Origin of the sequence: Sphingobium phenoxybenzoativorans (assembly GCF_018286635.1) — a bacterium.
Lineage (GTDB): Bacteria > Pseudomonadota > Alphaproteobacteria > Sphingomonadales > Sphingomonadaceae > Sphingobium > Sphingobium phenoxybenzoativorans.
Genome location: NZ_CP073910.1, coordinates 1376822 through 1391028, shown reverse-complemented (window position 1 = coordinate 1391028; position 14207 = coordinate 1376822). Strand labels below are relative to the sequence as shown.

The 14207-nt window shown below is 63.9% G+C and carries 9 protein-coding genes; 3 read left to right on the top strand and 6 right to left on the bottom strand.

Features of this window, described 5'->3' with window-relative positions:
• Window positions 1–3: 3 nt before the first annotated feature.
• The 4 genes from KFK14_RS06710 to KFK14_RS06695 form a co-directional block, all read right to left on the bottom strand.
• Window positions 4–1368: a PepSY-associated TM helix domain-containing protein gene (locus KFK14_RS06710; protein WP_246524939.1), complete on the bottom strand. Its 1365-nt coding sequence runs from the start codon at window positions 1366–1368 to the stop codon at window positions 4–6.
• A complete protein-coding gene (locus tag KFK14_RS06705; protein ID WP_212610332.1) occupies window positions 1356–3551 on the bottom strand; it encodes a TonB-dependent receptor in 2196 nt (731 codons plus the stop codon). Before KFK14_RS06705 ends, KFK14_RS06710 begins: the two co-directional genes overlap by 13 nt.
• Before the next feature lie 224 nt (window positions 3552–3775).
• Window positions 3776–4171 (bottom strand): DUF2946 family protein, encoded by a 396-nt coding sequence (locus KFK14_RS06700; RefSeq protein ID WP_212610331.1) that lies wholly within the window; start codon window positions 4169–4171, stop codon window positions 3776–3778.
• A gap of 197 nt (window positions 4172–4368) precedes the next feature.
• Window positions 4369–5391, bottom strand: coding sequence for a 2-oxoadipate dioxygenase/decarboxylase family protein (locus KFK14_RS06695; protein WP_246524937.1), 1023 nt, complete (start codon window positions 5389–5391; stop codon window positions 4369–4371).
• Between the two features lie 75 nt (window positions 5392–5466).
• Between KFK14_RS06695 and KFK14_RS06690 the strand changes: the two genes are divergently transcribed.
• The 3 genes from KFK14_RS06690 (at window position 5467) to KFK14_RS06680 (ending at window position 11172) form a co-directional block, all read left to right on the top strand.
• Window positions 5467–7272 (top strand): tetratricopeptide repeat-containing sulfotransferase family protein, encoded by a 1806-nt coding sequence (locus KFK14_RS06690; RefSeq protein WP_212610329.1) that lies wholly within the window; start codon window positions 5467–5469, stop codon window positions 7270–7272.
• A 158-nt stretch (window positions 7273–7430) separates the two neighbouring features.
• The gene (locus KFK14_RS06685) at window positions 7431–9797 is read left to right on the top strand and encodes a TonB-dependent receptor (RefSeq protein WP_212610328.1); all 2367 of its coding nucleotides are present in this window, start codon (window positions 7431–7433) and stop codon (window positions 9795–9797) included.
• Window positions 9798–9891: 94 nt separating this feature from the next.
• Complete coding sequence (locus KFK14_RS06680; RefSeq protein WP_212610327.1) at window positions 9892–11172, top strand: amino acid permease; 1281 nt, start codon at window positions 9892–9894, stop codon at window positions 11170–11172.
• A 113-nt stretch (window positions 11173–11285) separates the two neighbouring features.
• Here the strand turns inward: KFK14_RS06680 and KFK14_RS06675 are convergent, their stop codons facing one another.
• Both KFK14_RS06675 and KFK14_RS06670 read right to left on the bottom strand, forming a co-directional pair.
• On the bottom strand, window positions 11286–12908 hold the full coding sequence (locus KFK14_RS06675; protein WP_212610326.1) for a phytoene desaturase family protein: 1623 nt from the start codon (window positions 12906–12908) through the stop codon (window positions 11286–11288).
• Between the two features lie 126 nt (window positions 12909–13034).
• Window positions 13035–14195, bottom strand: coding sequence for an aromatic ring-hydroxylating oxygenase subunit alpha (locus tag KFK14_RS06670; RefSeq protein WP_212610325.1), 1161 nt, complete (start codon window positions 14193–14195; stop codon window positions 13035–13037).
• Between the last annotated feature and the right edge of the window lie 12 nt (window positions 14196–14207).

Genomic DNA, 14207 nt, shown 5'->3' with positions numbered 1-14207 from the left:
CGCTCACCCAGCCCGCAACCCCAGCCAGCGCGCCGGTCCCTGCGCACGCCGCAGCAACAGCCGCTCGAAAGCGATCACCACCGCCAGGCTGACCCCGAACAGCGGCGCCAGAAAGGCCAGCGCCACCACCAGTCCGACCAGCAGCCAGCTATGCCGGATCATTCCCTGCGGCGATGGCGCGCCCAGCGCCCCGCCCGGCCGCCTGCGCCACCACATGACAATCGCGGACAGGGCAAGCAGGATAAGGCCGAGCACCGTTACAAGCCCGATCGCCTGATTCACCCATCCGAACAACGCGCCCTCATGCGCGGCAACGCCTATGCCGATCACGCGGTCGATAAAGGGCCGCTGGCCGAAATCCTCCCGGCTCATGATCTCGCCCGTGTTCCCATCCATGCCGATGGTGGTGCGCAACGGCCGGTTGGCGGCATTGGATTTCACCAGCCACATAGTGTCCGGCCCGGCCGGCGGCGAAATCTCGACCGGTCCCGCAAGGCCTAGCGCCTGCGCGCGCGGCACGATCAGATCAAGCGCGCCCAGAGGACCGGCGGCATGCGCCATAACCATTCCGCCATGTTCCGCATGTTCGCCCATCATCATGCGCGCGCCCCTATCGAGTGCCGCCCGGTCGCGCGCATCGGCCGCGCTGCCCGCCGACCAATCCTGTTTCTCCGAATAGCTGGCGGCCATGCCGCGCACAGCCTTGAGATAGTTGCCCCAATTATTGGCCCAGGGCAGCCCGGTCAGGATCAGGAATATCGCCAGCAGGGAAATCCATATGCCCGTCACTGCATGCAGGTCCCGCCAGAATGCGGCCTTGCCCCGGCGGAGCCTGGGATAGACAGTCCCCGCCAGTCCCGCGCCGGAACGCGGCCACCAGAGAAACAGTCCGGTCAGCAGCATGATAATCGCCCAGCTCGCCGCCAGCTCGACAATCAGCGAACCCGCGGCGCCCGCCATCAACTCCCCATGCAGGCGAAAGACCAACCGCATCAACCGGTCCTCCTCACCCACGCTGTTCAGGATGGCCAGCGTCTGCGGATGGATGTAGACGCGCGTCTCCTCCGCCCCTTTTCCAACCACGATCTGCGTCGCCTGATCGATCCTGTCGGAAAGCACGAAGCGATGCAGCACCGAACCCGGCACCGCCGCCATGGCCGCGCCCGCCTGCGCCGAAGGACTGGCGAGCGGGCCGGTATATTGCAGCCCCGCATAGGGCCGGTCGATCATCGCCTCTATCTGCGGCTTGAACAGATACAGCCCGCCGGTCGCCGACAGCCACAGGATGAAGGGCACGCAAAACAGCCCGGCATAGAAATGCCAGCGCCAGACGGTGCGGTAGAGATTCTCCTCCCTCACAGCGTCCACCCCGCTTCGATCAGGAAGCTGCGCTGCGGATAGGGATGGAACACCCAGGCTTTGTCATTGGTGATGTTGTTCACCCCGGCCGAAACACGCATTCCGTTTCCGAACCGCTGGGTCAGCTTAGCATCCAGCGCGAACAGTTCCGACGTATAGCCATAGGTGTCGCCACGCTGCAGACCGTCCAGATCCGTGTTGGGCCGCGAGGCATAGCGGAAGCCCAGCGAGGATTGCAGGGTGGGCGTCACTGCATAGCGGATGCTGCCGTTCAGCCGCCAGCGCGGGATGCGCGGGAATTGCACCCCTTCCGATAGAGGATCGGCTCTGTTGCGCACCGTTTCCGCATCGATCCATGCCGCGTTCGCCTCCATGTCCAGCCCCTCGACCGGCCAGTTGCGGCTCTCCATGATCAGCTCCACGCCATATTGCCGGGTCAGGTCGATATTCTTGAAACTGGATGTCGACACGCCATTCTGGTTGAAGCCGATATAGCTGAAGATTGCGTCGCGCACCCGCTGGAAGAAGATGCTGCCGGTCAGCGTCACAGGTCCCATATGATGGCGCAGCAGCAGGTTGGCGTCCCGGCTTTTCTCCGCCTTCAAATTCGGGTCGAAGCTATTCTGGTTGAAGCTGCCGTCGCCATTGAGCGACCCCTGGAACAGTTCGCCCACGGTCGGGAAGCGCGTGGCCGTGGCCAGGCTAAGCTCCGCCGACCAGTCGGGCGAAAGCATCGTGCGCAACGCCAGTTTCGGGCTGATCGCGCTGTCCTTCCGGCTGGCATAACGCTGCGTCACCGCCTGCCCCGCCTGCGCTCCGGCTGAGGCAAGAGCCGTCAGCCCGCCGCCAAAGGCGCGCCAGCTTTCCGCCCGCAACCCGGCGGTCAAGGTCATCGCGTCGCCGATCGCAATCTCATCCTCGATGAAGGCCCCCAGCAGCCGTGTCCGCCCGAACGTCCGGTTGCGGAAGGTCCGCCCCGTCGCGTCCCGCCAGTTGGCCGTGCCGTAAACGCTGCGGTCCGTGTCGTAACGATTCCCGGACAAGCCCCAGGCGATGCTGTGCGCGCCGAAGGTGCGGCTGGCCTGAAATTCGCCGGTATACCAGCCGGTCGGTCCCTGCGACGTGATCTGCCCCGCGCCATTGTTCCGGCCATTGGCGAAACCGCTGGACTGCAGCGCATCCTGCCGGTCGAACCGCAGGGTCGACAGCGTGGTGCGCGTGTCGAAGCCCAGCAGCGGCGCGTCCAGCTTCACGCCCGCCAGCCATTCATCCTTGCGGGCGATCCCCCAATTGAAGGTAGAGGCGGCGTTGAGGCTATAGGTATGTCCGCCGAAGCTGACGAGACCGCCGCCATAATAGGGCTGCCCATTGGCGTCGCGCAGATAGCTTTGCGGGTCGAGCGTCTTTTCCTCATTCCACCAATAGGTGAAGAAGGCCTCGGCATGGACATCGCCCTGATCGAAGCGAAGCTGGCCGCGCAACTGATCCTGCCGGGTATCGACCGAGGAATAGTCGCCGACGATGGGCGCGCGGATCGCTGTACCCGTCACCGGGACCAGCCCGTTGTCCACGACCGCGCCAGTGACCGGCATTCCGGCAGAGGGATTGCCATAGTTCGCAGCGCTATAACCGAACTGATAGAATTGCTGCGGATGCCCCCGGTTGATCAGCCGCCGGCCCGACACGCGCAGGGACAAGGGACCGTCCTTCTGCTTCAGCGCGAAACCCGCCTCGCCGGACCAGCCCCAATAGTCGTCATGCGTGCCATATTGGTCATAGGGCTGCACGAAACCCTGCACATGCACGAACACCTCCGTCCGTTCCGGGGCGCGGGTCGTGATGTTGACGATCCCGCCCATCGCATTGCCGGAATAGCGCGCCGAATAGGGACCGTAGACGATATCGAACTGCTTCACTTCGCCGGGAGAAATCACACCCCAGGCAGGTGGAAAGGCGAAGCTGTTGCCGAGGAAATTCGAGACGACAAAACCGTCCACCATCACCAGCGCGCGCGCCGACTGCGTGGAGTGGGTGCCGCGAAATCCGGGCACGCCATTATTGTCTCCGACATAGCGGCTGCGTACGAAGAAATCGGGCGCATATTTCATTAAATCCTCGACATTGAAGGCGTTAACGCCTGCAAACTGCTCCTCGCCCAGACTGACAGAGAGGCCGCGCGGTTCAATTGTCATGGGCGCATTGCTCTGACCGACGACGATGATGTCGGGTCTGTCAGCGGCATCCTCCCCGGCATGAAGGGGCGGTGAAAGTCCTGCAAATGCGATGAGGAACGCGACGGTGTAAGCATGTCGTGGAATGGGCATAAAAAGAACCTTCGAAAAAGCGTCAGACGTCCGGGCGCGGCGCACCCGGACGGAAAGGCGGTTCGAAGATCTGTGGTAGGAGAACCGCCGCGTCAGGCGGCGGCGGGCGGCCCGGACGATGGCGGCGGCGGCGCGGCCAGCCGCGCGATCCACCCGGTGCGCAGCGCAAAGGCGACCGGGCCATTCGGAAGCTGCCAGGCGGGCAGCGTGACGCCCAGCACGGCGTCGGCAAGCAGGGGGGCGGCGCCACCGGCAAAGGGGCAATGTTCGCCCGCCATGCTCTTGGGTTCGGGCTTGGCGGGGGCCTGGCCGTGATCGACGATGACATTGACCGCGCCCTGCCCGGTACACAGCGTCACCACGACGCCATGCGCGGTGGCGACGGGCATGAAGCCGCTCGGCATGACCACGCGCATTGCGAGCACGAGCAAAGCCAGCGCCGCGAACAGCGCCCGTGCCTTATCCGAATGCCTTATCGCCCCCAGCATGGGATGCGCCTTAATGCGCCGCGGGAGCGATGTCACTAGGACGAACGGTCATAGCCCAGCGGCCGTACCGGCGCGCCCATCCGCGCGCACTGTTGGAAAGCGGGCATAGCTGTAGGACATGCTGTTGGATTCTTCAGGAAAAGCGCGCATTTCTGCGGCTTTCCTATGGCGCCAACCCGTCCGCGCGGCCGACGGACTCAGGCGTCGAGCGATGCCGTCATCTTGAATATGCCCTGCGCGTTCGCGCTGTCGAACTTCAGGTCCAGCTTTCCGCTCTCCGGATCCTTTGCGCGATCGATGAACTCATAGAAGGAGCCGGGCACCTTCAAGGTCAGCACCTCGCCAGCCTCACCCGTGAAATCGCGCTCAACCCAGTCGGCGCGATAGGCGGTCTGACGCACCCGGCCACTGCCCGACACCTCCACCTTGTCCTTCATCGCCCGGCCCAGCGCCCGCTGCGCGTCGGCGACGCTGTCGACATTCTCCACCCGGTCAGTGCCGTGATTGAAGGCATTGCCCTCTGTCGCGATCCACGCCGCCTCCGCGCTCTGGCCCTTCAGCACTTCATAATCGGCAAGCGAAGGCAAGGCATGGTGCCGGTCAAAGGCCCCGACAATGGAAGGCATCGCCGCCATGGCGACGTCGAGCGACGCCTTTCCGTCCCTGGCGAATACCGCCAGCGCCTCACGCGCCGCGGCGTCCAGAGGATCGGCAGTCGTGCCGAACACCCTGCCCGCCGCATCCGCAAATGCGCCGTCGAACCGGTCGACATGCAGTTCGCTGATGAAGAATTGGGCGATCTCGTCAGGCGCATCCTGATGACAATAAGCAAAGCCCGTCATCCTGAGCCGTTCAAGCGGATAAGCGTCGGCCACCACATAACCCAGCGGTTCCAGGATGCGCGAGAAGGCCGCGACGCCCGCCGGGATTGCGCCGGTGGGCGCGCCGCCGGGCAAGGCGATGGTGCGGAGCGCGCCATGGTCCAGCATGATCTTGCGCCCCGCCGCCCGGCAGTCCGCCGCATAGGCCTCGCCCGTCGGCACCCGCTGCAGCAGCCCCCAGTGAAGCGCTACGGTCATCGCCACCGCGAACTCGGCGCGGGTGACGCTATCGGATCCACTGTCCGCCACGCCAGCCGGAATGACGATATCGTCGATCGCCGCAGCCGTATCCTCGCCCAGCGTGGCGTTCAGCAGCGCAGCTAGTTTTACAGATGTCATATTCATGCCCTCTATATAGCGAAGGCCCGTCCGCGCCGCTAGGCGTGACCTGCGGGACGCGCTATCACCGGATCCATGACGGCCCGAACCCAGCCCGCCCCCGCTATTTCAATTGCCGAAGCGCTCTCTTTCGCCCGGCGCACCCTGCCCGCAAACCCTGCGGTCGCTCTGGCGCAATTGCGGGAAATCATCGCCGTGCAGCCGGAGACCGCCGAAGCGCACCGCCTGGCCGCGCTCGCCCTGCGAAAGCTGGGCCGCACGGAGGAAGGCGAAGCCGCCGATCTGGAGGCGGTGCGCCAGTCGATCCACGATCATGAACTCATTGAGGCGGCGAGCGCGCTCTTTCAGAATGAACTGCACGTCGCCGAACCCATATTGAAAGGGCGGTTGCGCGAACAGCCCACTGATGTCGCCGCCATCCGCATGCTGGCGGAACTCGCCGCCCGCATCGGCCGGTTGACGGACAGCGAAAACCTGCTGCGCCGCGCCGTCGAACTTGCGCCCGGCTTCGGCGCGGCGCGGGCGAACCTCGCCACTGTCCTCTACAAGCAGAACCGGTTCGGGGACGCGATCGAGCAGCTCAATCTGGTGCTGGCCGACGAACCGGACGATCCCTCCAGCAGCAATCTGAAAGCGGCGGCTCTGGGCCGGATCGGCGGCTATGAGGAGGCAGTCCAACTCTATGAAGAACTGACCCGCCGTTTCCCCGACCATGCCAAGCTCCATATGAGCCATGGCCATATCCTCAAGACCGTCGGACGGCAGGAGGACAGCATCGCCGCGTACCGCGCCGCACTGGCGGCCGAGCCGGCGCTGGGCGAAGTGTGGTGGAGCCTGGCCAATCTGAAAACCGTCCGGTTTACCGGGATGGATGTGGATGCGATGCAGGCGGCGCTGGACAGCAGCGCGGCATCGGCGGAGGATCGCTACCACCTCCATTTCGCGCTTGGAAAGGCGATGGAGGACACCGGGCAATGGGAGCCATCCTTCCGCCATTATGCGGAGGGCAATCGCCTGCGGAAAGCGGAACTGGACTATGACATGGCCGACATGTCCGGACTGGTCGACGCCATCATCGCCCGCTTCATCCCCGATTTTCTCGCCGCCCGCGCCGGGCAGGGCCACGCCGCCCGCGACCCCATCTTCATCCTGGGCATGCCGCGCGCCGGATCGACCCTGATCGAACAAATCCTCGCTTCCCACCCGCAGGTGGAGGGGACGATGGAACTGCCCGACATTCCCGCCATGGCCCTGCGCGAAGGGCGGGACAGCGGCGGCGGGCCGCGCGGATGGGTGGACGCCATTGCGGACATGACGAGCGAAAGGCTGGCCGAGCTTGGCGCGGAATATCTCGACCACACGCGCATCCAGCGCAAGACTGACAGGCCGCTGTTCATCGACAAGCTGCCGAACAATTGGACCTATCTCGGCTTCATCCACCTGATCCTGCCCAATGCGACGATCATCGATGCGCGGCGCGACCCGATGGACTGCTGCTTTTCCAACTTCCGCCAGCATTTCGCCCGCGGGCAGGCTTTCAGCTATGATCTGGCCGATATGGGCGGATATTATGCCGATTATGTCCGGTTGATGCGGCATTTCGATACGGTGCTGCCCGGCCGCGTCCACCGCGTGATCCATGAGCGGCTGGTGGACGACCCGGAAGGCGAAGTGCGCCGCCTGCTCGACCATATCGGTCTGCCCTTCGACCCCGCCTGCCTGCGTTTCCACGAGAATGACCGCGCCGTGCGGACAGCCAGCAGCGAACAGGTTCGCCGCCCGATCAACCGGGACGGCATGGATCGCTGGCGGCACTATGACGCATGGCTGGGGCCATTGCGCGATGCGCTGGGCGATGTCGCGAAAACCTGGCCAGAATGAACCGATCACGCTGATCCGTCGCCGCAATCGTGTCAAACCTGCAACAGCGGGGCAAATTCGTCTGCCCCTGTCATACGATCGTAAAAAACTGGCTTGCTCTGCGCCGCAAAAAGTGGGGAATTCCCGCAAGAGAACAAAGCAGGCAAAAGGGGCCGTCCATGCAGTTCACTTCCCTCCAGCGCGCAGGCAAGACCGGCGCTGCGATCCTCCTTGCATCCACCATGCTGACACTGTCCGGCGCAGCCTTCGCCCAGGAAGCGGCGGCTGCGGCGGAGGATGGCGATGCGATCATCGTCACCGCGACGAAGCGGTCCGAGAATCTGCAGGACGTGCCCATCGCCATCACCGCCTTCGGCACGGCGAAGCTGGAACAGATGCAGGTGCAGAAGTTCGAGGATTATGCCCGCTACCTGCCCAGCGTCTCCTACCAGACCAGCGGCCCCGGATCGGCCAAAGTCTATTTCCGCGGCGTCGCCAGCGGCGAAAACGCCAACCACTCCGCGTCGCAACCCTCGGTCGGCATCTATCTGGACGAGCAGCCGATCACCACGATCCAGGGCGCGCTGGACGTCCATGTCTATGACATCGCGCGCGTCGAGGCATTGGCCGGACCGCAGGGCACGCTGTACGGCGCATCGAGCGAGGCGGGCACGATCCGCATCATCACCAACAAGCCGGACACCAGCAAGTTCGAGATGGGCGCCGATTTCGAGGTCAATTCCGTATCCAAGGGCGGTGAAGGCTATACGGCGGAAGGCTTCATCAACATACCCTTCAATGACCGCATGGCCCTGCGCGCGGTCGGCTGGTACAAAAAGGACGCCGGCTATATCGACAATATCGCGGGCAGCCTGACCTTCCCCTCATCCGGCGTCACGCTCGACAATGCGCCCTATGTCGAGAAGGACTATAATGACGTCGAGACCTATGGCGGACGCGCCGCGCTAAAGATCGACCTTGACGACAACTGGACCGTCACGCCGCAGATCATGGGTCAGAAGCAGAAATCGAACGGCAGCTTCGCGGTCGAAAGCGGCCTTGGCGACCTGCAGACGATGCAGTTCAACCCGGAGGGCGCGAGGGACAACTGGTATCAGGCGGCCCTGACCATCGAGGGCAAGATCGGCAGCTTCGATGTCACCTATGCCGGCTCCTATCTGAAGCGCAAGGTCACGACGAACAGCGACTATGCCGACTATTCCTATTTCTATGACGCACTGTTCGGGTCTGGCGCCTATCTCTACGACAATGCCGGCAACGTCATCAGCCCGAACCAGTATATCCGGGGCATAGACCGCTTCACCAAGCAGAGCCACGAACTGCGCTTCACGTCCCCGTCCGATGGCGTCGTCCGTTTCGTTGGCGGCGCTTTCTACCAGCGGCAGGCGCATAATATCGAGCAGCATTATATCATCGACAATCTGTCCGATGCTCAGCAGGTGCCCGGCACGATCGACAATATCTGGCTGACCAAGCAGCTCCGCGTGGACCGCGACTATGCGGCCTTCGGCGAGCTGACCGCCGATGTAACCGAGAAGTTGAGCGTCACCATGGGCGCGCGCGTTTATAAATATGACAACAGCCTGGTCGGCTTCTTCGGCTATAATAATCCCGGTTTCAGCGGCAATCCGGTCTATGCCTGCCAAAGTCCGGCGGTCGTAAGAGGCTCGCCCTGCACCAATCTGGACAAGAGCACCAAGGATGTCGGCTGGCTTCACAAGCTCAACGTCACGTACAAGTTCACCGATGATGCGCTGATCTACGGCACAGCCTCGCGCGGCTATCGTCCGGGCGGCATCAACCGGCGTGGGGACCTGCCGCCTTATGACGCCGACTTCATCGAGAATTACGAGATCGGGTGGAAAACGAGCTGGGCCGACAACCGCATCCGCTTCAACGGCGCGGTCTATCAGCTCAACTGGACCGACCTGCAGATTTCCGTGCTTGGCGCCAACGGCCTGACGCAGATCGAGAATGCCGGGCGCGCCCGCATCCGCGGCGTGGAGGCGGAATTGTGGACCCGGCCGTTCGGCGGCCTGACCCTGTCCGGCAGCGCATCCTATAATGACGCGAAACTGACCAAGGATTATTGCGAATCCGACTGTTCGCCTGGGGATGCGATCCTTGCGCCCAAAGGCACGCGCCTTCCCGTCACCGCAAAGCTGAAAGCGAATGCCGTCGCCCGTTACGAATTCCCGGTCGGGGATTCCAACGTCCATCTGCAGGCGGCGATGGTCTATGAAGGCAAGCGGACCTCGGACCTGCGCACTATCGAAAAAGCGATCAGGGGAGATTTACCTGGTTACGCCACGATGGACCTCAACGCCGGTTTCACCATGGGCATCTGGTCGGCGGAAATCTTCGCCAACAACCTGTTCGACAAACGCGCCTATTCGACGGTTGGCGTCCAATGTCTGGAAACGACCTGCGGCGACCCCGACGGCGTGACCGCCATCGGACCGAAAATATATCGCACGCCCATCCAGCCGCGCACCATCGGCGCCAAGGTGGGCTTCAAATTCTGACCGGGATGCGCCCCTCCGTCATCAGCGGAGGGGCTGCCTCCTCCGCCGGTGACGGCAGCTTGCATTCAGCCGCAATTTGGGGCCTGATGCAGCGATGACATCCACGCGCCCGCTGGGCCTCCTCGCCTGCATCGCGCTGGTCATGGGCAACATGATCGGATCGGGCGTGTTCCTGCTTCCGGCCGCGCTCGCGCCCTTTGGATGGAACGCCGTTGCCGGATGGGTGCTGACCATCGGCGGCGCATTATCGCTGGCCTGGGTGCTGGCGGCGCTGACGAAGCGGTTGCCGGGGACAGGCGGCCCGCCGGAGATGGTCGCCGCCGCCTTCGGCCCGATAGCCGGCTTTGCCGTGGGCTGGATCTATCTGGTGTCCATCTGGACCACCAATGTCGCCATCGCCATCGCGGCGGTCAGCTATCTCAGCATCTTCATGCCCATCATCGGACAAGTGCCGGGACTGGCGGCGGCGTCCGGCTTTGCCCTGCTCTGGCTGCTGACCCTGCTGAACATCCGGGGGGCGAAGGCGGCGGGCGGCTTCCAGATTTTGACCGTGGCGCTCAAGCTGGTCCCGCTGCTCGTCGTATTCGTCATCATCATTCTGGTGTTGGCGACACAGGGCACAGCGCCGCTGCGTCCTTTCCCTGCAGAGGGGCTGAACCTTCCCGCCGTCACAGCGTCAGCGGCGCTCACCTTATGGGCATTGCTCGGCTTTGAATCCGCCAGCGCCTGCGCGGGCAAGGTCGCCGATCCAGAACGAACGATCCCGCGCGCGACGATGATCGGGACGGCGGTGACCGGCCTCATCTATCTCCTGATCTGTTCCGGAATCGCCCTGTTGCTTCCCGAAGCCGTCGCCGCGCACAGCGACGCGCCCTTCGCTACCTTCGTCGCGCGTTTTTGGTCGCCCGGCCCATCCTATTTCATCGCCCTGTTCGCCGCGATCAGCGCGATCGGCGCGCTCAACGGCTGGCTGCTGCTGCAGGGCGAGGTGCCGCTCGCCATGGCCAAGGCAGGACAATGGCCGCAATGGCTGGCAAAGACCGACGGGCGCGGAACGCCCGTCCGCGCGCTGATTATCTCCAGCATCATTGGCAGCCTATTGTTGCTGTCGAACAGTCTGCGCGGCATGGGTGACCTGTTCCAGACGATGGCGTTGCTCTCCACCTCAGCGACGCTGTGGCTGTATCTGTGCTGCGCATTGACGGCATTGAAGTTCCGGCTGGTTTTGCCAGTGGCGGCGGTAGGCGTGGTCTATTCGCTCTGGACCCTGTGGGGCGCGGGACTGGATATCAGCGGCTACAGCCTGCTGTTGATGCTGGTGGGTTTTCCGCTCTACTGGATGGCGCGGCGAGAAGCCGGGGCAGCCCTGGCCTAGAGAATATCCGTTCGCTTCGAGCATAGTCGAGAAGCCTGTGCGCTGGTTTCTCGACAAGCTCGAAACGAACGGGTGTTGGTTTGATCTGGCAAACGGGAGCAGGAAACAGGGATCTATTTCCCCCGCATCCGGCCGAACAGGCTGCCATCGGACAGGATGACGCGGGCGGCGTTGTGGCCGGGGGCGCCGGTGACGCCGCCGCCCGGATGGGTGCCTGCGCCGCACATGTAGAGGCCGGAGAGCGGCCCGCGATAGCTGCCGTGGCCAAGCACCGGACGCGCGGCCCATAGCTGGTCCAGCGACATGTTGCCGTGCATGATGTCGCCGCCGACAAGGCCGAACGTGCGCTCCAGCCCCTTCGGGCTGAGGCGCGTCTGGGCGATGATGGAGTCGCGGAAACCGGGGGCGTAGCGCTCGACCGTATCGATTATCGCGTCGGCCGCCTTTTCCTCCTCATCGTCCCAGTCCCGGCCGTCGGGCAGGACGGGCGCGAATTGCTGGCAGAAGAGGCTGGCGACATGGCAGCCCTCCGGCGCGAGGCTGTCGTCCACGGTCGAGGGGATCAGCATCTCGACGATCGGCGCTTTCGACCAGCCGTCGCGCTTCGCATCCATGAAGGCGCGGTCCATATAGTCGAGCGTTGGCGCGATGATGATGCCGGACTGGTGATGCTCGCCCGGCTCCGGATGGCTGGTGAAGCGCGGCAGCGACGATAGGGCGACATTCATGCGGAAGGTGCCGGACCCCGCCTTGAACGCCTTGATCCGTTTCAGGAAATCAGCGGGAAGGTCGGACGGGGCCATCATCCGCTCGTAAAGCAGTTTCGGCCCGACATTGGCGACGACATATTTGGCGGCGATCTCCTCCCCGCTTTCCAGCCGCACGCCCGCGACCGTGGCGCCGTCCGTCAGCACCTGCGCGACGGGGCTTTCAATGCTGATTTCGACGCCCAGGTCGCGGCATATCCGCGCCATGATCTGGGTGATCGTACCCATGCCGCCGATGCTGTGGCCCCATGCGCCCTTCTTGCCATTCACCTCGCCAAAGACGTGGTGGAGCAGGACATAGGCGCTGCCCGGCGTGTCGGGGGACGCATAATTACCGACGACCGCGTCGAAGCCGAAAGCAGCCTTCACCGCCTCGCTCTCAAACCAGCTATCCAGGAAAGTGCGGGCCGATTTGGTGAACAGGTCAAGTACGTCGCGCTGTTGCTCCATCGTCAGCTTGGAGAGCGCCCTGCCCTGCTTCACGCCGTCAATCATAGTGCGCAGGCCGTCGCCGATATTCGGCGGGGCCTTCAGCGCCAGCCCGCGCAGCACCTCCGCGACATTTTCCAGCGCGTCATAATAGCCAGGCAGCGCAGCGGCGTCTTTGGTCGAAAAGCGTTTGAATTCCGCCTGGGTCCGCTGAAGCCCGCCGCCGAGCTTCAGATAGTCGCCCCCATGAGGACCGGAGGGGTCTTGTGGCAGGAAGTTGGAGATCGGCCGTTCGATGACGCGATAGCCATAATCGGCCAGCTTCATGTCCTTGATGACCTTGGGCTGCAGCAGGCTGACGGTATAGCTCGCCACCGAATTGCGGAAGCCGGGGTGAAATTCCTCCGTGACGGCAGCGCCGCCCACGACATTGCGCCGTTCCAGCACGCGCACCTTCAACCCCGCCCGCGCGAGATAGAAGGCGCAGACCAGGCCGTTATGTCCGGCCCCGATGATGATGGCGTCGTATCTTTTGGTCACAAAACTCCCCTTCCGCTTGCGGGAGGGGTCGGGGGAGGGATTGTAAGTTCCTCGTCCTGGACACGCCCTCCCTTGAACCCGAGTCACGGGCCTCGGTTCAACCCCTCCCGCTCGCGGGAGGGGAAGTTAAATACTCCACCCCGCCGCAGGCCGCTCCTCGCGCCGGGCTTCGGGGATCAGCGCGCGCATGCGGCGGCAGAAGCTGCGCAGACATACTTCGCTCTCGCCCAGCGGGCCGATGGAGAAGCTGCGCGAGCGCATCCCATCCTGCACGCGGGCGATGAGCGCAGTATCCTCCGCATTCACCTCCCGATTGATGCGCCAATTGAGGTAGCGCGCCGCCTTCATCTCCCGGCGATCGTCGGGCAGGACATAGCTGATTTCCCGGATCAGCGTCTCGGTCGGGCTGATCGGCAGGAACTGCATGAAATCCACCTGATCGGGGTAGATGTCGAATGCGACGTTCGGCCACAGCTTGAAATAGAGCCAGCGTTTCTGGTTCGCCTCCGGCAAATGCGGCACGGAAGGCAACAGCGTCTGATACAGCCGCTCGGACCAGTTGGCCGAAGGCCGCTCGACCAGATCGCCCCACATGCGGTCGACCTCCTCCTCCGCCTCGACGCCGTAGCTGCGCCCGAACAGGCGCGTGAGGCCGGGGTGCGCGACCGGGATATGCAGCCCGTCGGAATAATTGTCCGCCACATTCTTCCAGTTCACCGGGCGCGGGCGCAGCGTGACCCGGCCCAGCGCGCGCAGATCCTCGAACCGATACGGCTCCACCTGCGCATCATAGGGGGCCATCATATCCGCGACCGAAGGACCGCCGCCCGCCAGCCTGATGAAGATGAAGCCCCGCCATATCTCCATGTCCACGGGGGTCAGCCCGTGGCGGCTGGTATCGAGGCCGGGATAATCGCTTTTCTGCGGCACGCCGGTCAGGCGGCCATCAAGGCTATAAGTCCAGGCATGATAAGGACAGACGAGCTTCTTTGCACAGCCACTGGCACCATCGACGATGCGCGACCCGCGGTGGCGGCAGACATTGGTGAAGGCGCGGACCTGGCCGTCCTCTCCGCGCACGACGATGATGCTCTCACCCAGAAATTCGAGGGCATGCCAGTCGCCCTGCCCAGGCACGTCGCTGACATGGCACACCACCTGCCAGCTTGCCGCAAACACCTTCTCCTGCTCCGCCCGGAAAAAATCCGGGTCGTCATAGGTCCACGCAGGAAGGCTCCATCCTTCCAGCGGGTCGGGTTGCGATGCGACGGGTGCCAGTGCGACCAAATATTTTCTCCT

What these genes read in the sequence shown, in the direction of transcription:
- KFK14_RS06685 (WP_212610328.1), top strand. Translation starts at nt 7,431, where the DNA reads ATGCAGTTCACTTCCCTCCAGCGCGCAGGCAAGACCGGCGCTGCGATC.
- KFK14_RS06680 (WP_212610327.1), top strand. Translation starts at nt 9,892, where the DNA reads ATGACATCCACGCGCCCGCTGGGCCTCCTCGCCTGCATCGCGCTGGTC.
- KFK14_RS06705 (WP_212610332.1), bottom strand. Translation starts at nt 3,551, where the DNA reads ATGACAATTGAACCGCGCGGCCTCTCTGTCAGTCTGGGCGAGGAGCAG.
- KFK14_RS06690 (WP_212610329.1), top strand. Translation starts at nt 5,467, where the DNA reads ATGACGGCCCGAACCCAGCCCGCCCCCGCTATTTCAATTGCCGAAGCG.
- KFK14_RS06695 (WP_246524937.1), bottom strand. Translation starts at nt 5,391, where the DNA reads ATGACATCTGTAAAACTAGCTGCGCTGCTGAACGCCACGCTGGGCGAG.
- KFK14_RS06700 (WP_212610331.1), bottom strand. Translation starts at nt 4,171, where the DNA reads ATGCTGGGGGCGATAAGGCATTCGGATAAGGCACGGGCGCTGTTCGCG.